Raw genomic sequence first — 19,506 nt, 5'->3', positions numbered from 1 at the left:
GGTGTTACGGCTTCACGGTGACCAGCGGGCTCGCCACCCCGCGCGCGTCCACCGACTGCACCTGGATCTGCTTGATCTGGTCCTTCTTCGCCGCGGTCGCCGCGGTGAGTTCCAGCTCCTGCGCCCGCGTGTTCGTCCCGTATCCCGACTCGGGGACCGACCAGGTGGACACGACCTCGCTGCCGGCGTCCGCACGGACCACCACGAGACGGCAGGTGCGCGGGCCGGGCAGCCGCCCGAGACTGAAGTTGATCTGGGTGCCGTAGTCACGCTCGACGAGGAACATGGTGGCCGTCACACCGGTCGTGGCGTCGGTCGCCGTGACCTGGTCGCCCTCCACCTCGTTCGGGCCGCCGATGCCGAGCCCGGTGGGCGGGGAACCGGGCGTGGGAGGCACGTCGACCGGCGTCGTCACGGTCGGTTCGGCCACCACATCGGTCGGGCCCACGTCCTCCAGCACGCTGTGGAACCCGATGGCGGTCAGACCGCCGAGCACCACGACCGCCGCCGCCGTGGCGAGCAGTTGCCGGAGCCGGGTCCGCCGCCGGTCGGCGCGGACCGCCATCAGCGTACGGTCGAGCAGCCGCGGGTCCGTCGCCGTCTGCTCCAGGGCCGTCATCGTCTCGCCGTCGATGCCGGAGAGCAGCCCGACCACCGGCACCATCGTCTCCAGTTCGGCGGCGCACGCCCAGCAGGTGGCGAGGTGCTCCTCGAAGCGCGCCGTGTCCTGCTCGTCCAGCACCCCGAGCGCGTACGCGGCGACATCCATGTGGTCCGCGCGGCTCATCCTGTCACCCCCCGTTCCTGCAGAGCCGTGCGCAGCGCACGCAGCGCGTAGTACACCCGCGACTTCGCGGTGCCGAGGGGAAGCCCCAGCTCCTCCGCCGCCTCCGGCACGGTCCGCCCCCGGAAGTACGTCGCGACCAGGATCTCCCGGTGCGACTGGCTCAGCGTACGCAGCGCGTCCGCCACGGTCATCGTGCGTAGTACCTGGTCGGTGCTGTCGGCCTCGGCGAACGCGGTCAGGTCCCGGTCGTACGTCTCGGCCGGCCGCGCCTGCTCGCTGCGGTGCTCGTCGATGGCGATCCGCCGGGCCACGGTGACCAGCCACGGACGCAGCGACGTCTGACCCTGCGCGCCCAGGCGGTGCGCGTTGCGCCACGCCCGCAGCAGGGTCTCCTGCACGATGTCCTCGGCGCGCTGCCGGTCGCCGCCGGTGAGCCGCATGACGAACGCCAGCAGCGGGCCGGCGTGCTCGGCGTACAGCAGCCGGACCAACTGGTCGGAGTGGCTCGCCTCGCTGGACACCGCCTGGTGGCGTCCGGGCGCCGGTCGCGGCGTCACCGGCTCATTCTGGCGAGGCGCCGACCGCGGGTCGACCCCCCGCCGGGCCGGCCGCGACTGGGACCGCGCGGACATCCAGTCCGTCCGGACCACATCGCCGTGCCAACCGGCCGCCACCGCGTGCATGCAGACCTCCGGGGTGTCCACCGACCACAACGGCCCTCGGGGTTGGGCCGCCCGGTGGTACGGGCGACCGGCGCGAGCGGATCAACGGCGGACGAAGAATTTTCGATGCGGACGCGACGATCCGCCGACCGGCCGCGCACGGTCCTTGCGCGGTGGCGCCCTGCGCCGACCGTCCGCCCCAACGGCGCGGACGCGGGTGTCGCGAGTGGACGCCGGAGCGGGCGGGTCAGCGGCCGGTGGCGAACAGACCGGGCGGGGGCGGTGTGGACGGGGTCGCGTCGGCGTCGTGGACGACGCCGGCGCCGCCCGCGAAGCGGTCGAGGTCGTCCCCCGCGACGACCCGGCCCGGGAACCAGTCGCCGGCGGCGCGCCGGGTCAACTCGGGCACCGGGGGCTCGGCCCGCCCGGCCAGCAGCACCAGGTTGCCGTAGCGGCGCCCGCGCAGCACGGCGGCGTCGCCGATCAGGGCGGCGTGGGGGAGCACCGCGCGGACCGTGGCGACCTGGCGGCGGGCGTGCCGCAGCGGCGGACCGTCGGCCAGGTTCGCCAGGTACCAGCCGGCCGGGCGGAGCACGCGGGCCACCTCGGCGGCGTACTCGACCGAGGTCAGGTGCGCCGGGGTGCGGGCACCCGCGAACACGTCGGCGACCACGACGTCGTAGCTGGCGTCGCGGCTGGCCGTGAGCACCTCCCGCGCGTCCCCCACCCGTACGCGCAGCCGGGGGTCGGCCGGCCACGGGAGCACGCGGCGGACCAGCTCGACGAGGGCGCCGTCGACCTCCGCCACCCGCTGGGTGGAGCCGGGCCGGGTCGCGGCGACGTACCGGGGCAGGGTGAGGGCCCCGCCGCCGAGGTGGAGCACCCGCAGCGGGGCGCCCGCGGGGGCGATGAGGTCGACGGCGGTCGCCAGCCGCCGGACGTACTCGAACTCCAGGTGGGTCGGGTCGGTCAGGTCGACGTGCGACTGCGGCGCCCCGTCCAGCAGCAGGGTCCACGAGCCGGCCCGGTCCCGGTCGGGGACCAGCTCCGCCTGCCCGGTCCCCACCTGCTCGACCACCCGGTCGTCGCCGCTGCGCCTGCGCCCCACCCGCCCAGTATCCCGGCCGCCCTCGCCGGTCGCGTCCGCGCCGGCCGCTTATCGTCCCTCGGCGGGGCGGACAGGTTCACGATCACGCGGTATCGGGGATGTCGTGGTCGCCCGGCCGGTGCGGGACGACGACATCCCGGATCAAGGGCGATCCGAGGAGCGGCGTCAGCGGCGGGCCGTGCCGGCCCGGGCGGCGGCCGTCAGCGCGCGGTGCAGCAGCCGGGCGTCGCCGAGCAGCCCGCGCAGCCGCCGTTCGAGGCCCGCGATCGGGATGAGGTTCTGCGGGGCACGCGGGTCCTTGTACGGGGTGGAGGCGAAGCGGGGGAGGGTGACCAGGGAGAGGTCGGCCAGCTCGATCGCCTCGGCGACGTCGAGGTCGGGGGAGCACTCCACACGGACGATGCCCGCCCAGGGAGCGCCGGCCGACACGGGCAGCCGCAGGTACCAGGACCACCCGCCCCAGGCGGTGCCGACGCGGAACACCGGCGAGCGCTGCCCGGCCGCGAGACCCGTCACCACCGCGGTGAGCCGCGCGTCCAGGTACTGGCTGTGCTGCGTCTTGATGTAGCCGAGGGTGCGCGGCAGGTTCCGGCGGCTGCGCAGCGGCCCGTCCACCACCAGCAGGTCCCCGTCGGTGCGCACCGCGTCGGAGACGGCCACCTCGAGCGCGGTCAGCGGCCCCTGCACGGCGGCGGGCAGCTTCGCCAGCTCCCCGGTGCCGCCGACCCGGTGCACCGGGTAGCGCACCGACCCGGCCACCACGTCCCGCGCCGACGGGCTCGCCGTGAACAGGCCCCGGCCGACCCGCGTACCGGCCAGCTGCGCCGAGCCGCGTTCCAGGTCGCAGCGGACCACCCCGGCGGCGTACGAGGCGGCGAGGCCGGGGAAGGAACCGCCGTCCTCCTCGGCCGTCCAGATGCTCGCGTCGATGCGGCGCACCCCGTCCACGAGCAGCACCACGTCGGGCGCGCGCACCCCGGCCCGTACGTCGATGGCCCGCCAGTCCACGGCCGGCAGCTCGGCGTCCGTCTCGACCTGCGCGCTGCTGGGCGCGGCCGGGCCGGTCGCGGTCGCCTCGAACGACGCCCCGTACGACGGGTCCCACGCGTCGACGTAGAACCGCCCGCCGGGCGCCGTCACCGGCCCACCCGTTCCACCCGGGCCGACCGGGCGTCCTTGCGGACCTCGAAGCGCACCGGGATCCGCTCGGCCAGCGCCGGCACGTGGGTGACCACGCCCACCATCCGGTCGCCCCGGGCGGCGAGGTTCTCCAGCGTGGCGGCGACCGTGTCGAGGGTGGCCGCGTCCAGGGTGCCGAAGCCCTCGTCGAGCACGATCGACTCGAGGCTCGCCGCCGTGGTGGACATCCCGGCGAGCTGTTCGGAGAGGGCGAGCGCGAGGGCCAGGGACGCCTGGAACGTCTCGCCCCCGGACAGGGTGCGCACGCCCCGGCGCAGCCCCGCGTCGTGGTGGTCCACGACGAAGAACTCACCCTTGTCGTGCACGAGGTCGTACTGGCCGCCCGACAGCTCCCGCAGGATCCGCGACGCCCCGTCGACCAGCAGGTCCAGCGCCTCGGCGAGCAACCACCGCTCGAAGTTGTTGGCCCGCAGGTGACCGGCGAGCGCGCGGGCCACCTGCGCCGCGCGTTCGTGCCCGGCGCGCTGCTCGCGCAGCTCGGCGGCCTGCTCGCGGCGTTCCACCAGCCGGCGCCGGTCGGCCTCGGCCCGCTCCACGGCGACCGTCGCGGCGCGGACCGGGTCGTCGGTGGCCGGCAGGCCGGCGTCGGTGAGGATGCCCGCGATCCGCTCCGCCACCGCCGTGGCGGCCTGCTCGGCCTCGGCGACGGCCGCCGCGAGACCGGACCGCTCCGTCTCCCGGCGGCGCGCCTCGGCGCCGGCCCAGTCGGCGAGCGCGGCCCACGCGGCGGCGACGTCGTCCCGGTCGGCGGCCGGCGGGCCGAAGCGGGCCAGCCCGTCGCGGGTGCCGTCGAAGCGCCGCCACGACGCCCGCATCCGCTCCTCGGCCGTGTCCAGCGTGCCCCGGGCGCGCCGCGCGGCCTCCCGGCCGGCCCGGACGCCGGCGGCCGCCTCGTCGAGGGCCCGCCGCAGCCGGGCGTGCTCGGCCAGCCGCTCCCGCAGGCTGTCGGCCGTGGGAGCTCCGGCGAGCCGGTCGTCCAGTTCGGCCAGGCGGGAGCGAAGGCCGTCGTGCTCGGTGCGTACGCGCAGCAGCACCCGGTCCACCTCCCGGGCGGCCGCGTCGCGCTCCTGCACGACCCGCTTGGCCGCCTCGCTCGCCGCCCGCGCGGCCTTGCCCGCCTCCACCGCCCGGGCCACCGCCGACCCGGCCGGCACGGCCGGCACGTCGGTCACCACCTGCTCGCACACCGGGCAAGGCGCCCCGTCGATGAGGTGCGCCCGCAGCGCCATGGCCTGGTCCGTGGCCTTCGCCTCCTCGTGGGCGCGGAACGCCGCCGCCAGCTCCTCCTCGGCCCGCTCCGCGGCCGCCCGGGCCTGCGCGAGCGCCTCGGCGGCCGCCTCGTGCTCGGCCTCGGCCGCCTCCATCGCCGCGCGGACCGTCTCGACCTGGCCGGCCACCTTCTCCCGCTCGGCGTACGCGTCCAGTTGCCGTCGCAGCGCGCTCTCGTCGCCGGCGGCGGCCAGCTCGCCGCGCAGCTTCTCCTCCCGCTCCTCGGCCAGCGACACGGCGCGCGCCGCCGCCTCGGCCTCGGCGCGCGCGGTCGTCACCGCCCGGGCCACCTCGGCGATCCCGTCCGGCGCCCGGACCGCGCCCAGCACGGCCAGCTCGGCGTCCAGGGCATCGAGGGCGGCGGCGGCGTCCCGCGCCGTCGCCCGGGCCGCCTCCAGCTCGGGTACGGCGTCGGAGACCGCGGCGGCCAGCTCCCGCATCCGGTCCGCCTGCGCGGTGGCCCGGGCGAGCGCGTCGTCGTCGACGTCGGTGAGTCCGGCGAGAAGCTGGTCGACCGCCTCCAGCTTCGCCTCCGCCTGCGCGGCGCGGGCCGTGGCCCGCTTCTGCACCTCCTCGTACACGCCGAGGCCGAGCAGGTTGACGAGGATCTGCTGCCGGGTGGCCGGCTTGGCGTGCAGGAAGTCGGCGAACTGCCCCTGCGGCAGCAACACACAGCTCGTGAACTGCTCGTACGGCAGGCCGACCGCCTCCAGCACGGCCTCGTCCATCTCGGCCGGCGTGCCCGCCACCACCTCGCCGAGATCCTCCGGGCTGAGCCCGGTGTCGAGCTTGGTGACGTCGAAGCCGGCCGGCATCAGCTGCAGCCCCGCGTTCGCGGTCTTCACGTTGCCCCGGCTGTCCCGCCGGACGACGCGGGTGGCCACGTAGCGGGCCCCGGCGGACTCGAAGACGAGCCGCACCCGGGCCTCGGCGGCGGACGGGGCGAGCGCGTTCGCCAGCCCCCGGGTGCCGCCCCACCTCGGCACCGTGCCGTAGAGCGCGAAGCAGATCGCGTCGAGCACCGTCGACTTGCCCGAACCCGTGGGGCCGACCAGCGCGAAGAAGTCCGCGTCGGTGAAGTCGACGGTGGTCTCGTCCCGGAAGACGGTGAAGCCCGCCATGTCCAGCCGGATGGGTCGCATCAGTGGTCGACCTCCTCGAGCAGCTCGTCGAAGAGCCGCTGGACGTCCTCGTCGGCGTGCCCGCGGCTCGCCAGGTAGTCGGCGAACAGGTCGCGCGGCGAGCGGCCGGAGCGCTGGGCCACCCGGGTGCCGCTGCCCGGCGCGGGCACCAGCTCCGGATCGATCCGGATCTCCAGCGCCCGGGGCAGCAGCTCCTGCACCTCCTCGCGCAGCCCGGCCCGGGGCTGCTCGCGCACGTACACCCGCAGCCAGGCGTCCGGCTGGTCGAGTTCGGCGAGCTGGGCCAGGGTGCCCCGGACGGTGCGCAGGGCCGCCGCCGCGGTCACCGGCACCTCCCGCACCCGGGCGGCGGTGTCGGCCGTGACCTCCACGATCGTCACCGAGGGCACGTTCTCCTGCTCCCCGAAGTCCACGGCGAGAGGGCTTCCGCTGTAGCGGACCGGGCAGGGCCCGTCGACCCGCTGGGCGCGGTGCAGGTGGCCGAGCGCCACGTAGTGCGCGGTGGTCGGGAAGACGGTGGCCGGCACCGCGTAGCCGAGCACCGTGTGGGCGTCGCGCTCGCCGCCGCCGGTCGCCGCGCCGGTGACCGTCAGGTGCGCGGTGACCAGGTGCACCCGGCCGGCCTCGGTGAAGCTCTCGGTGAGCCGGCCGAGCACGCGGCGCAGGTGGTCGGCGTACGTCTGGTTGGCCTCGGCGGCGGTCAGCTCGTACATCTCGACCGCCCGCACCGCGTAGCGCTGCGACAGGAACGGCAGCGCGGCGAGCCGCCACCGCTCGCCGCCCGCGGTCGTGCCGTCGATGACGTGCTCGTCCGGGTTCTCCCGGACGCTGCCGCGCAGCGTGATCCCGGCGGCCTCGGCCCAGGGCCGCAGCGCGTCCAGCGCCGCGCCGTTGTCGTGGTTGCCGCCGATGGCCACCACGTCCGCGCCGGTCCGACGCAGCGCGGTGAGCGCGCGGGTCACCAGCCGGGTCGCCTCGGGGGTCGGCGCGGCGGTGTCGTAGAGGTCACCGGCGACGATGACCAGGTCCGGCTGCTCGGCGCGGGCGATGTCGATGACGCCCGCGAGCACCGCCGTGTGCTCCTCGGCCCGGGACCGGCCCTTGAGGACCTTGCCGACGTGCCAGTCCGAGGTGTGCAGGATCTTCACGGTGCCGCCCCCTAGAACGGGATGTCGTCGTCGGTGCCGCCGCCCGAGCCCACGACCGCGAACGGGTCCGCCGACTGGGTGATCGAACGGAGCGTCGGCGACGGCGCGCCGCCCGCCTCGCTCACCCGGGTCGCCCAGGCCGGGAACGGGAACTCCAGGCAGAGCGGGACCGGGATGTCCGGCTGGTTGACGAACATGGTGCCCGGCTTGGCCAGCAGGGCCCGCTGCCGCTGCGCCGGCGGCAGGAAGCCGTACTCGGGCCGGGACGCCTCGGCGGGATCCAGCCGGCCGACGACGCGGATCGCCGAGTTGGTGACGATCCGCCGCTCCACCTCGCTGGCCGTCTGCTGCGCCCCGACCAGGATCACGCCGAGCGAGCGGCCCCGCTCGGCGATGTCGAGCAGCACCTCCTTGATCGGCGAGGAGCCCTCCCGCGGCGCGTACTTGTTCAGCTCGTCGAGGACGACGAAGAGCAGCGGCTTCGCCGTGCCGGCCTTCTCCTTGCGTTCGAACTCGCTCTTGAGCGTCACACCGACGACGAACCGCTGGGCGCGGTCCGGCAGGTTGTGCAGGTCGACCACGGTGATCTGCGCGCTCTCGGCCGTGTTGATGCGGTGCGGGCGCCGGGTCGACAGGTCGCCCCGGATGAGGCGGCCCAGGTCCTTCTTGCTGCCGATGAGGCGGCGGGCGAAGGCGTTCACCGTGCCGAGGCCGACGGCGCTGCCGGCCCACTCGGCGCGGGCCTCGTCGTCGTTCAACTGCTCGACGACGTGGTCGACCAGGTCGGCGTACGTGCCCAGCCGCACCCCGTCGATGCTCACCCCGCCGTCGGCGGGCTGCGCGTAGCGGGCCAGGTGGGCGGTGACCGAGTGGACCACCATCGTGTACTGCTGGCGTTCGTCGTCGGCGTCGGCGAACACGTACGGCAGGAGCCGGTCGGCGCAGAACTCCGACAGCGTCCAGTAGAAGCTGTCGACCCCGGTGAGCCGGCTGCTCACGTCGGGGGTGCCCGAGGCGTCGCCGACCCGGGGCGGGGCGTGGACGCGGACGTCGGGGAAGGCGCCGGCGTCGAGGCCGAGGCGCGCGTAGGCGGCCCGGGTGTCGTCGTCGAGCCGGGCGTTCGGGTGGTCGAGGAAGAGCAGGTCCTCGCCCTTGACGTTGAAGATGAGCGCCTTGGCGTTGACCGCGTCGCCGCCGAGCACCCCGGAGCGGAAGACCGAGTAGAGCAGGAAGGTGGCGAAGCTGGTCTTGGTGGCCACGCCGGAGATGCCGGAGATGGAGACGTGCGCGCCGCGGGTGCCGTCGAGGAAGTCGGCGTTGAGGTAGACGGGCACGCCGTCGCGGCCCATCCCCATCGGGATCCGCCGCTCCATCCGGTCGAAGTGCAGCGCGCGGGCGCGGGCGTCGCCCTCGGCCCGGTGGACCACGGCGCCGGGAGTCGGCGGCACGTAGAACTCCGGGTCGACCCGCGTGGTCGTCACCTCGGCCGCCTCCTGCACCTGGGCCGGGAGGGTGCCGTCGGCGATGGCGAACACGTCCGAGTCGAACTGGGCGCCCTCGTGCCGGGCGCGCACCTGGGTGACCACCCCGGCGATCGTCACCGGCTCGCGGTCGGGCAGCTCGCGCCGGGTCACCACCACGTCGTCGAGTTGCAGGTAGCTGCCGGGGGAGACGGCCGTCCAGAACTGCAGTGGCGTGGCGTCGGCGGTGCCGAGCACCCGGCCGACGCCCTCGCCGGGGCCGTCGAAGCCGTCATCGGTCATCGGGCAACTCCGGTCGGCTGGTCATCGCGGTCGGCGCACACGTGGTGCATCCTGCCCGAGGAGTACGACAGGTCGCCACGCGACGCGGCGGACATTACGCCGGCACGTGGCCGCCCCGCCGCAGCGTCACCCCGCCGGCACGGTGGGTGCCGGCGTTGGCGCCGCCACGACGGCCGGCGTTCGCCCCGCGTGCCGGCCACGCGTGGCGTGGGTGCCGGCACCCGTCGGTCGTGGGTGGCGCGGGCGCCGACCTCAGTCGCGCGCGTAGCGCAGCAGCAGCGTCCCGTCGTCCGCGGCGAGCACGTGTCGCAGGGGGAGCCGCCGCGGCGGGCTCGGCTCACCGGCGACGATGCGGCCCGGCCCCGCGCCGGCCAGCAGCGGGGCGACGGTGAGGCACAGTTCGTCGACGAGGTCGGCCGCGGTGAGCGCGCCGAACAGCTGGGGGCCGCCCTCGCAGAGCAGTTGGCCGAGGCCGCGCCGGCGTAGCTCCGCGAGCCCGGCGGCGAGGTCCACCCGGTCGGTGCCGAGGCGCACCACGTCGGCCACCTTCTCCAGGTCGGGCCGGCGCGGAGCCTCGGCGCGGGTGAGCACCAGCGGGCGCACCGGCGCGTCGGCGAAGGCGGCCTGCGCCGGGTCGAGGTCGAGCGAGCCGGAGACCACCACCAGGGTGGGGTACTCGGGCAGGCCGTGCTCCCGCCGCCAGGCGCGTCGGCGCTCGTCCAGGCGCACCGCGCGGTAGCCCTCGTGCCGCAGCGTCCCGGCGGCCACCACGAGCGCGTCGCAGAGCATCCGGAGCAGGCCGAAGACGCGCTTGTCCGGCTCGCCGGACAGGCCGGCCGAGTAGCCGTCCACGCTCACCGCGCCGTCGAGGCTCGTCACGAAGTTCATTCGCAGGCGCGGCCGGTCGGCCCGCGCGTAGAGCGCGGTCAGCGCGTCGTCGTCGAGGGGTCGCGCCGGGGGCGCGGGCCAGATCCGGCCGATCGGGATTCCGACGCTCATTCGCTGGCCGGACCGGTGACCGGAGGGGTCGGTCGGGGGGTACGGTGCTGGCAGTCGCACCAGTTCCGCCCCGGACAGTCGTCGTGCCGCCTCGCCCGGCACGCTCGGCAGATCATGCTCGCAGCCTATGCCGAGGAGGAGGGGGACAGCATGCCGCGTCAGATCTTCCAGCTGAGGATCTCCCTTGTCGGGGTCCGCCCGCCGGTCTGGCGCCGGGTGCTCGTGCCGGCCGGTTACACCCTCGACCGGCTGCACCGGGTGATCCAGCACGCGATGGGCTGGCGCGACTGCCACCTGCACTCGTTCGAGATCGACGGCCTCCAGTACGGCGAGCCCGACCCGGACGGCGAGCTGGCGCTGCACGACGAACTCGACGTCCGGCTCGACGCGGTGCTCGGCAAGGGCAGCCGCTTCGAGTACACGTACGACTTCGGCGACTGGTGGGAGCACGAGGTCGTGGTGGAGGACGCGGTCACCGCCGACCCGGACGAGCGGTACCCGGCCTGCCTGGACGGTGAGCGGGCGTGCCCGCCGGAGGACGTGGGCGGCGTGTCCGGCTACCGGGCGCTGCTCGCCGCCCTGGCCGATCCCGGCCACCCGGAGCACCACGCCATGCGGGACTGGGTGGGGGACGCCTTCGACCCGGCCGCGTTCGATCCCGGCCGCGCCGCCACCCTGCTTCGCCGCTTCTGCTGACGCGCCGCGGAGGCGCCGTGCGCCGCCGCCCCGTGGCCTCTCGTCGGCGGTAACAATCTGGGAACGCTCCCAGTGGTCTATTGACACCCTCGACACGTGCCCGCAATCTCATGGGAGCGCTCCCGGATCAATGCGCGCATCGACGGGAGCGCTCCCGGCGCGTGGGGCCGAGGCTCCCCGGCCACACGAACCAGGCGGAACACGGCACGAGGCGTGACCACCGAACCGGAGAGTCGGGGAGCACGCCGCACCACGAGCACACCAGAACCACCACACGAGCAACCCACCTGAGAGGGGTCAGGGATGAGCGTCATCAGGCGCCGGCTCCGCACTGTCGCGGTCGCCGCGCTGGCCGCGGGCGTGGCCCTCGGCAGCACGGCGTGCAGCAAGAGCAATGACGACGAGGCAGGCGAGGGCGGGCAGGTCAAGCTGGTCCTCCAGACCTTCTCCAACTTCGGTTACGACCAGGCCATCAAGGACTTCGAGGCGGCCAACCCGACCATCAAGGTCGAGCACCAGCGGATGGGCGAGCTGCGCGACTTCCAGCCCAAGCTGGTGCAGTGGCTGGCGGCGGGCAGCGGCGCCGGTGACGTGGTCGGCCTGGAAGAGGGTGTGCTGCTGCAGTACGTCCAGAACCACGACAAGTTCACCAACCTGCTCGACCTCGGCGCCGGCGAACTGAAGGCCAACTTCCCCGAGTGGAAGTGGAACAACGCCCTGACGCCGGACGGTAAGAAGCTGATCGGCCTCGGCACCGACGTCGGCGGCCTGGCCATGTGCTATCGCAAGGACCTGTTCCAGCAGGCCGGCCTGCCGACCGACCGGGAGACGGTCTCCCAGCGGATCAAGACCTGGGACGACTACATCGCGCTCGGCCGCGAGTACAAGGCCAGCGGCAAGGTCAAGGCGGCGTGGCTCGACAGCGCGACCAGCCTCATGCAGCCGTACGTGATGCAGAACTCCGAGGTCTTCTTCTTCGGCAAGGACAACTCGTTCATCGGCGACACGAACCCGGTGATCCGCAAGGCGTGGGACACGGGTCTGCAGATGGCCGCCGAGGGGCTGACCGCCAAGGCCCAGCGCTGGAGCGCGGACTGGGACGCGGCGTTCAAGAACAACGCGTTCGCCACCATCCCCTGCCCGGCCTGGATGACCGAGGGCATCATCGCCCAGCGTTCCGGCCCGACCAACGCCGGCAAGTGGGACATCGCCACGATCCCGGGCGGCGGCGGCAACTGGGGCGGCTCCTACCTCGCCATCCCGGCCCAGACCAAGCACCCGAAGGAGGCGTACCTGCTGGCGAAGTACCTGACCAGCAAGGAGGGCCACCTGGCGGCGTTCAAGGAGGCGGGGGCCATGCCGTCCAGCATCCCCGGCATCGAGGACCCGGCCTTCAAGGGCAAGACGAGCGAGTACTTCAGCGGCGCCCCGGTCGGCCAGATCTTCGGTGACAGCGTCAAGAACATGAAGCCCGTCTTCCTCGGTGCCAAGCACCAGCAGGTGTGGGAGACCATCGTCGAGCCGCAGATGCAGGCGGCCGAGCGCGGCCAGCTCAGTTCGGCCGCCGCGTGGACCAAGGCGATGGACGAGGCCAAGAAGGTGTCGGCCGGCTGAACCGCCGGTGACCAGCCCGGCTCACGGACACGGGGTGCCGTGAGCCGGCGGCGGCGCCCATGCCCGGAACGGGTGTGGGCGCCGCCGCGAGGCCGCCTCCTCTCTTCCCGGAAGGACCTGCCATGAGTTCCACTGTCGGCGCGGCACCGCCACGGCGGGCCGCCACGCCAGCTCGTCACCGACCAGAGCCACGCCGTTCCTCGTACCGGCTCGGCCGCTGGGACCTCAAGTACTCGCCGTACCTCTACGTCGCGCCGTTCTTCGTCCTCTTCGGGATCTTCGGCCTCTTCCCGCTCCTCTACACCGTCTACGTCTCGCTGTTCGACTACGAGCTGCTGAGCGGCACCCGGGAGTTCGCGGGTCTGGAGAACTACCGCGTCCTGCTGGCGGACGCCCAGTTCTGGAACGCCGCGTACAACACCGTCGGCATCTTCGTGCTCAGCACGGTGCCGCAGCTCATCGTGGCGCTCCTGCTCGCCAACCTGTTGAACCGTCAGATGCGCGGTCGCACGCTGCTGCGCATGGGCATCGTGGTGCCCAACATCACCTCGGTCGCGGCGGTCGGCATCATCTTCGCGCTGATCTTCGCCGACCGGTACGGCCTGGTGAACTGGCTGCTCGGCACCGTCGGCATCGACCCGGTCGCCTGGCGGGACAACCGCTACGCCTCCTGGCTCGCGATCGCCTTCATGGTCGACTGGCGGTGGACGGGCTACAACGCGCTGATCTACCTCGGCGCCATGCAGGCCATCCCGCGGGACCTGTACGAGTCGGCCTCGTTGGACGGCGCCTCGGCCTGGCGGCAGTTCTGGCAGATCACCGTGCCGCTGATCCGGCCGACCATCCTCTTCACGGTCATCATCTCCACCATCGGCGGATTCCAGATCTTCACCGAGCCCCTCATGTACGGGCACGGGATGGTCCGCGGTGGCGCGGAGCACGAGTTCCAGACGCTGGCCATGTACATCTACGAGCAGACCTTCACGGGCAACGCGGAGTACGGCTACGGCGCCGCGATGTCGTGGCTGCTCTTCCTGATGATCATCATCTTCGCGCTGATCAACTTCGCGCTGGTCCGGCGCTCGGTGAAGGGGGAGCAGAAGTGACCACCACCCAGGCCCTTCCCCGATCCGTCACCCCGCCGCCGCGGGCCCGCCGCGGTCGTACGCCGGGAGCCCGGCTCTGGGAGGCCAGCCCGCTGACGTACCTCGCGCTGATCCTCGGGTGCGTGCTGTCGGTCTTCCCGATCGTCTGGTCGTTCATCATCGCCTCGCGGGACAACAGCGCCGTCTACGACATGCCGCCCACGCCGGGCGGGATGCTCTTCGAGAACATCGACCGGATGCTCGCCAACGAGGACGCCGCGTTCCTCTACGGGCTGGTCAACTCGGCCGTGGTGTCGACCATCGTCACCGTCTCGGTGATCTTCTTCTCCAGCCTGGCCGGCTTCGCGCTCGCCAAGCTGCGGTTCCGGGGCCGCAACGGGCTGCTCCTGGTGATCGTGCTGACGATGATGGTGCCGACCCAGCTCGGCATCATCCCGCTCTACCTCATGATGGTCGAGCTGGAGTGGACGGGGACCCTCCAGGCGGTCATCGTGCCGTTCCTCGTGCAGGGCTTCGGGGTGTTCATGATGCGCCAGTACGCCCTGGCCGCGGTCAGCGACGAGCTCATCGAGGCCGCCCGCCTCGACGGCTGCTCGACCTGGCGGATCTACTGGAACGTGGTGCTGCCCGCGCTGCGCCCGGCCGCGGCCGTACTCGGGCTGCTGACGTTCATGCAGACCTGGAACGAGTTCCTCTGGCCGTTCGTCGTGCTCACCCCGGACACCCCGACGGTGCAGTACTCCCTCAAGATCCTTTCGTCCGGCCTGTACCAGACCGACTACACCGCGCTGTTCGCCGGCACCGCGTTGGCGACCCTGCCGCTGCTGGTCGTGTTCCTCGTCTTCGGCCGCCAGATCATCGGCGGGATCATGGAAGGTGCCGTCAAGTCGTGAGCAACCCTGCCACCCCGACCGCCCTCGGCGTCCTCGACGAGCGCCCGCCACTGACCTTCCCGCCCGGCTTCCTCTGGGGCGCGGCGACCGCGGCCTACCAGGTCGAGGGGGCGGTCGCCGAGGGCGGCCGCGGGCCGTCGATCTGGGACACCTTCAGCCACACGCCCGGGCGGGTACGCGAGGGGCACACCGGCGACGTGGCCTGCGACCACTACCACCGGCTCGGCGAGGACGTGGCCCTCATGGCCGAGCTGGGGCTCAAGTCGTACCGCTTCTCGGTCGCCTGGCCGCGGGTGCAGCCCGGCGGCGCCGGCCCGGCCAACCCGGCGGGGCTCGACTTCTACCGCCGGCTCGTCGACGAGCTGCTGGCGCACGGCATCGAGCCCTGGCTCACCCTCTACCACTGGGACCTGCCGCAGCCGCTGGAGGACGCCGGCGGCTGGCCGGCCCGCGACACGGCCGGCCGGTTCGCCGACTACACCGCGCTGGTCGCGGACGCGCTCGGCGACCGGGTGCGCTACTGGACCACGCTCAACGAGCCGTGGTGCTCGGCGTTCCTCGGCTACGGCTCCGGGGCGCACGCTCCCGGCCGCTCCGACGGGGCGGACGCGGTCCGGGCCGGGCACCACCTGATGCTCGGCCACGGGCTCGCCGTGCAGGCGCTGCGGGCCGCGCGCCCGGAGGCGCAGGTGGGGGTGACGGTCAACCTCTACCCGGTCACCCCGGCCACCGACACCCCGGGCGACCGGGACGCGGCGCGGCGGATCGACGCGCTCGCGAACCGGTTCTTCCTCGACCCGCTGCTGCGCGGGGCGTACCCGGCGGACCTGCTGGCCGACCTGCGGCAGGTGACCGACTTCGGCCACGTGCGCGACGGCGACCTCGCGGTGATCGCCAGCCCGCTGGACCTGGTGGGCGTCAACTACTACAGCCGGCACGTGGTGGCCGCGCCCGTCGAGGGCGTCGCGCCCGAGCCGTACTGGCGCTCGCCGTCGTGCTGGCCCGGGAGCGAGGACGTCCGCTTCGTCACCCGGGGCGTGCCGGTCACCGACATGAACTGGGAGATCGACGCCCCCGGCCTGGTCGAGACGCTGCGCCGGGTGCACGAGGAGTACACCGACCTTCCGATCTACGTGACCGAGAACGGCTCGGCCTTCGTCGACGAGGTCGTGGACGGCCGCGTCGACGACGCCGACCGGCTCGCCTACTTCGACGCCCACCTGCGCGCCGCGCACGAGGCCATCACCGCCGGCGTCCCTCTGCGCGGCTACTTCGCCTGGTCACTGATGGATAATTTCGAGTGGGCCTGGGGCTACACCAAGCGGTTCGGCATGATCTACGTCGACTACGAGAGTCAGGCCCGCATCCCGAAGTCCAGCGCCAGGTGGTACGCCGAGGTGATCCGACGCAACGGTCTGGCCGCAGAATAGGCTCGGGCCAGCATGCGGGCGGTCCGGCGCCACGGTCGGCGGCGGCGCCGGACCGCCCGACGTCGGAGGAGCAGACGATGACAACGCAGCGCAGCCGGTCGCTGGGCCGCCCGACCCTCGACGCGGTCGCCGCCCGCGCCGGCGTCGGGCGCGGCACGGTCTCCCGGGTGGTCAACGGGTCGCCGCAGGTGAGTCCGGAGGCGCGGGCCGCCGTGGAGCAGGCCATCGCCGAGCTGGGGTACGTCCCGAACCGCGCCGCCCGGGCCCTGGTGACGCAGCGGACCGACTCCGTGGCGCTCGTCGTCTCCGAGTCCGGCGACCGGGTGTTCACCGAGCCGTTCTTCGCCGGGATCGTCCGGGGCGTCAGCTCCGCGCTGCTCGAGACGCCCATGCAGCTCTGGCTGGCCATGGCCCAGTCGCCGCTGGAACGCGAACGCGTCGAGCACCACCTGACCAACCAGCACGTCGACGGCGTCCTGCTGCTCTCCCTGCACGACGCCGACCCGCTCCCCACGCTGCTCGAGGAGCGGGGCCTGCCGAGCGTCCTCGGCGGCCGGCCGGCCCGGATGCTGCAACCGGGCGCGCAGCCGGCCTGGTTCGTCGACGTCGACAACGTGGGCGGCGCCCGGCAGGCGGTGGAGTACCTCGCGGTGCGCGGGCGGAAGCGGATCGCCACCATCGCCGGTCCCCAGGACATGGGCGCCGGCCTGGCCCGCCTCACCGGCTACACCGAGGCCGTCGCGGCCTCCGGGGGCCGGGTCGATCCGAACCTCGTCGCGTACGGCGACTTCAGCGAGGAGAGCGGGGCGGTGTGCATGCGCCGGCTGCTGGAGGTCTGCCCGGATCTCGACGCCGTCTTCGTGGCCTCCGACCTGATGGCTTTCGGCGCCCTGCGTACGCTGCGGGAGGCCGGCCGGCGGGTGCCGGACGACGTGGCGGTCGTGGGCTTCGACGACGCGCCGATCGCCCGGCAGGCCGATCCGCCGCTGACCACCGTCTTCCAGCCGGTGGAGGAGATGGGGCGGCAGATGGCCCGCCTGCTGGTCGCCCGCATCCGCGGCGAGGAGATCGCCTCCCCGAACATCCTGCTGGACACGCGACTGGTCGAGCGCGGCACGGCCTAACCCCCTCCCCCCGCCACCTAACCCCCGCGATCTTGCACTTCCTGCCCCGACATCCCGGACAAACCACGCGATCCGGGGGCCGAAAGTGCAAGATCGCGGGCGAGAGGGGGGTCAGCGGCTCGGGGTGTGGCGGCGGAGTTCGCGGCGGGCGAGGGACGCCCGGTGCACCTCGTCGGGGCCGTCGGCCAAGCGCAGGGTGCGGGCCTGCGACCACAGGGCCGCGAGCGGGGTGTCCTGGCTGACGCCCGCGCCGCCGTACGCCTGGATGGCCTTGTCGATCACCCACTCCGCCATCGCCGGCGTGGCGATCTTGATGGCCTGGATCTCCGTGTGCGCGCCCTTGTTGCCGACCGTGTCCATGAGCCACGCGGTCTTGAGCACCAGCAGGCGGGCCTGCTCGATGCGGACCCGGGACTCCGCGATCCACTCCCGCACCACGCCCTGCTCGGCGAGGGGCCGGCCGAACGCGACCCGCTCGGTGACCCGCCGGCAGAGCAGTTCGAGGGCCCGCTCGGCCATCCCGACGAGGCGCATGCAGTGGTGGATGCGGCCCGGGCCCAGCCGGGCCTGGGCGATGGCGAAGCCGCCGCCCTCCTCGCCCACCAGGTTCTCCACGGGCACCCGGACGTCGGTGAAGTCGATCTCGGCGTGGCCGCCGTGCGCGGCGTCGCTGTAGCCGAACACCGTCATGCCCCGCCGGACCGTGACGCCCGGGGTGTCCCGCGGCACCAGCACCATGCTCTGCTGCCGGTGCCGGTCGGCGTCCGGGTCCGTCTTGCCCATGACGATGAAGATCTCGCAGCGCGGGTCCATGGCGCCCGACGACCACCACTTGCGGCCGTTGATCACGTAGTGGTCGCCGTCGCGGGTGATCCGGGTGGCGATGTTCGTGGCGTCCGACGAGGCGACGTCGGGCTCGGTCATGCAGAACGCGGACCGGATCTCGCCCTCCAGCAGCGGACGCAGCCACCGCTCGCGCTGCTCCTCCGAGCCGAACTCGGCCAGCAGCTCCATGTTGCCGGTGTCCGGCGCGGCGCAGTTGAGCGCCTCCGGGGCCAGGTGCGGGCTGCGCCCGGTCAACTCGGCCAGCGGCGCGTACTGGAGGTTGGTGAGCCCCGCGCCGTAGCGCCGGTCGGGCAGGAACAGGTTCCACAGCCCACGCTTGCGCGCCTCCGCCTTCAGCTCGGCCATCACGGGCGGACGCGCCCACGGGTCGCCGGCCTCGGCCACCTGCGCGGCGTGCACCGCCTCGGCCGGGTACACGTGCTCGTCCAGGAACGCCGTCAGCTCGGCGCGCAGCTCCTCCGTGCGGGTGTCGTACGCGAAGTCCATCAACGCTCCCCGGCGGCCGTCAGCCCGTACGCGATCAGCGGCGCCACCATGTCGCCGATCCGGTCGAATCCCGCTCCGAGGGTCTGCCCGAGCGTGTGCCGGTAGTGGATCCCCTCGCAGATCACCGCGAGCTTGAAGCAGCCGAGCGCGACGTGCCAGTGCAGCGGGCCGACGTCCACGCCGCTGCGGTCGGCGTACCGCTCGATCAGCTCGGCGCCCGTGGGGAAGCCGGCCCGGGGGCCGAGCCCGTCGGCCACGGGGTTGCCCTCGGCGGTCTCGCTGCCGCCGAGCACGTCCCAGTACGTCAGCAGCAGGCCCAGGTCGGCCAGCGGGTCGCCGAGGGTGGCCATCTCCCAGTCGAGCACGGCGCGGACCGCCACCGGGTCGACGGTGGCGAGGAGGTTGTCCAACCGGTAGTCGCCGTGCACGATCCGGCCCGCGTTGGCGCTGGCCGGAACGGTCGCGGCCAGTCGGTCGCGCAACTCGTCGGCGCCGGGCAGCGGGCGGCTGCGGGAGCGGTCGAGCTGCCCCGCCCAGCGGCGCACCTGCCGCTCCAGGTAGCCCTCCGGCCGGCCGAAGTCGGCCAGCCCCACGGCCGCCGGGTCCACCCGGTGCAGGGCGGCCAGGGTGTCCATCATGGCCATGGCCAGCTCGCGGCGGCGCGGCGCGCCGAGCGGGTCGGTCTGCGCGCGGGTGCGGAAGACCTCGCCGGCGACCCGTTCCATGAGGTAGAACGGCGCCCCGATCACGTCCGGGTCGGGGCAGTGGAGCAGCGCCCCGGGGACCGGCACCTCGGTGGGCGCGAGCGCGGAGATCACGCGGAACTCGCGGGCCATGTCGTGCGCGGTGGCCAGCACGTGTCCCAGCGGCGGGCGCCGCAGCACCACCTCGCGCTCGCCGAGGAACAGCAGGTACGTGAGGTTCGACTTGCCGCCGGCGATCAGTTGGGCCCGCAGCGGGCCGCCGGCCAGGTCGGGCCGGTGCCGGGCGAGGTACGCGCCGAGCCGGTCGAGGTCGACCCCGGCGGGCGCGCCGTCACCACCGGTCGGGGCGGCGGGTTCCACCCCGGCGGGGGAGTCCGGGGTGGCTCCCGGCCGGAGCGCGTCGACGGCCGGATCGGTCATCCGATTAGTTGATGGCAGCTCCGCCATGTTGTCAAGGTCGGATTTTGCGTCCGGGACATGCCGCGGCAACAGGGGCGAAACGGACGGTGACCAGGCTGGAGACCAGCCT

The 19,506-nt window shown here is 73.8% G+C and carries 16 protein-coding genes; 6 read left to right on the top strand and 10 right to left on the bottom strand.

Annotation, left to right across the window (positions count from 1 at the left end):
• Positions 1–4 precede the first annotated feature (4 nt).
• The 8 genes from OG994_RS16515 to OG994_RS16480 all read right to left on the bottom strand — a co-directional run bounded on the left by OG994_RS16515 (position 5) and on the right by OG994_RS16480 (position 10,078).
• On the bottom strand, positions 5–787 hold the full coding sequence (locus OG994_RS16515; RefSeq protein WP_328850237.1) for an anti-sigma factor family protein: 783 nt from the start codon (positions 785–787) through the stop codon (positions 5–7).
• On the bottom strand, positions 784–1,470 hold the full coding sequence (locus OG994_RS16510) for a sigma-70 family RNA polymerase sigma factor (RefSeq protein WP_120329543.1): 687 nt from the start codon (positions 1,468–1,470) through the stop codon (positions 784–786). The genes OG994_RS16515 and OG994_RS16510 overlap by 4 nt, the downstream gene beginning before the upstream one ends.
• A gap of 226 nt (positions 1,471–1,696) precedes the next feature.
• On the bottom strand, positions 1,697–2,557 hold the full coding sequence (locus tag OG994_RS16505) for a spermidine synthase (protein WP_120329388.1): 861 nt from the start codon (positions 2,555–2,557) through the stop codon (positions 1,697–1,699).
• A gap of 165 nt (positions 2,558–2,722) precedes the next feature.
• The gene (locus OG994_RS16500; RefSeq protein ID WP_328850236.1) at positions 2,723–3,697 is read right to left on the bottom strand and encodes a hypothetical protein; all 975 of its coding nucleotides are present in this window, start codon (positions 3,695–3,697) and stop codon (positions 2,723–2,725) included.
• Positions 3,694–6,168: an SMC family ATPase gene (locus OG994_RS16495; RefSeq protein WP_328850235.1), complete on the bottom strand. Its 2,475-nt coding sequence runs from the start codon at positions 6,166–6,168 to the stop codon at positions 3,694–3,696. The genes OG994_RS16500 and OG994_RS16495 overlap by 4 nt, the downstream gene beginning before the upstream one ends.
• Positions 6,168–7,316 (bottom strand): exonuclease SbcCD subunit D, encoded by a 1,149-nt coding sequence (locus OG994_RS16490; protein ID WP_120329391.1) that lies wholly within the window; start codon positions 7,314–7,316, stop codon positions 6,168–6,170. The genes OG994_RS16495 and OG994_RS16490 overlap by 1 nt, the downstream gene beginning before the upstream one ends.
• 11 nt (positions 7,317–7,327) lie before the next feature.
• Positions 7,328–9,079 (bottom strand): ATP-binding protein, encoded by a 1,752-nt coding sequence (locus OG994_RS16485; protein WP_120329392.1) that lies wholly within the window; start codon positions 9,077–9,079, stop codon positions 7,328–7,330.
• A 252-nt stretch (positions 9,080–9,331) separates the two neighbouring features.
• Positions 9,332–10,078, bottom strand: a complete 747-nt coding sequence (locus OG994_RS16480; protein ID WP_120329393.1) for a pyrimidine reductase family protein — start codon at positions 10,076–10,078, stop codon at positions 9,332–9,334.
• A gap of 150 nt (positions 10,079–10,228) precedes the next feature.
• Between OG994_RS16480 and OG994_RS16475 the strand changes: the two genes are divergently transcribed.
• The 6 genes from OG994_RS16475 (at position 10,229) to OG994_RS16450 (ending at position 16,941) form a co-directional block, all read left to right on the top strand.
• A complete protein-coding gene (locus tag OG994_RS16475) occupies positions 10,229–10,774 on the top strand; it encodes a plasmid pRiA4b ORF-3 family protein (protein WP_120329394.1) in 546 nt (181 codons plus the stop codon).
• A gap of 303 nt (positions 10,775–11,077) precedes the next feature.
• Positions 11,078–12,388, top strand: a complete 1,311-nt coding sequence (locus tag OG994_RS16470) for an extracellular solute-binding protein (RefSeq protein WP_120329395.1) — start codon at positions 11,078–11,080, stop codon at positions 12,386–12,388.
• Between the two features lie 122 nt (positions 12,389–12,510).
• Positions 12,511–13,494, top strand: a complete 984-nt coding sequence (locus tag OG994_RS16465; RefSeq protein ID WP_328850234.1) for a carbohydrate ABC transporter permease — start codon at positions 12,511–12,513, stop codon at positions 13,492–13,494.
• 92 nt (positions 13,495–13,586) lie between these two features.
• Positions 13,587–14,387 carry a carbohydrate ABC transporter permease gene (locus OG994_RS16460; RefSeq protein WP_240033012.1) on the top strand — a complete coding sequence of 267 codons (801 nt, stop codon included), beginning with the start codon at positions 13,587–13,589 and terminating at the stop codon, positions 14,385–14,387.
• Positions 14,384–15,817 (top strand): GH1 family beta-glucosidase, encoded by a 1,434-nt coding sequence (locus OG994_RS16455; protein ID WP_328850233.1) that lies wholly within the window; start codon positions 14,384–14,386, stop codon positions 15,815–15,817. The genes OG994_RS16460 and OG994_RS16455 overlap by 4 nt, the downstream gene beginning before the upstream one ends.
• Positions 15,818–15,894: 77 nt before the next feature.
• Positions 15,895–16,941: a LacI family DNA-binding transcriptional regulator gene (locus OG994_RS16450; RefSeq protein ID WP_120329399.1), complete on the top strand. Its 1,047-nt coding sequence runs from the start codon at positions 15,895–15,897 to the stop codon at positions 16,939–16,941.
• A 111-nt stretch (positions 16,942–17,052) separates the two neighbouring features.
• Here OG994_RS16450 and OG994_RS16445 read toward each other — a convergent pair whose 3' ends face one another.
• Entirely contained in the window at positions 17,053–18,273 is a 1,221-nt protein-coding gene (locus OG994_RS16445) for an acyl-CoA dehydrogenase family protein (protein ID WP_120329400.1), read from the bottom strand.
• Positions 18,273–19,397, bottom strand: a complete 1,125-nt coding sequence (locus tag OG994_RS16440; RefSeq protein WP_407942611.1) for a phosphotransferase family protein — start codon at positions 19,395–19,397, stop codon at positions 18,273–18,275. Before OG994_RS16440 ends, OG994_RS16445 begins: the two co-directional genes overlap by 1 nt.
• Between the last annotated feature and the right edge of the window lie 109 nt (positions 19,398–19,506).

This window comes from Micromonospora globbae, assembly GCF_036184225.1.
In the GTDB taxonomy this organism is placed as follows: domain Bacteria; phylum Actinomycetota; class Actinomycetes; order Mycobacteriales; family Micromonosporaceae; genus Micromonospora; species Micromonospora globbae.
This window is presented reverse-complemented; position numbering and strand designations above follow the sequence as displayed.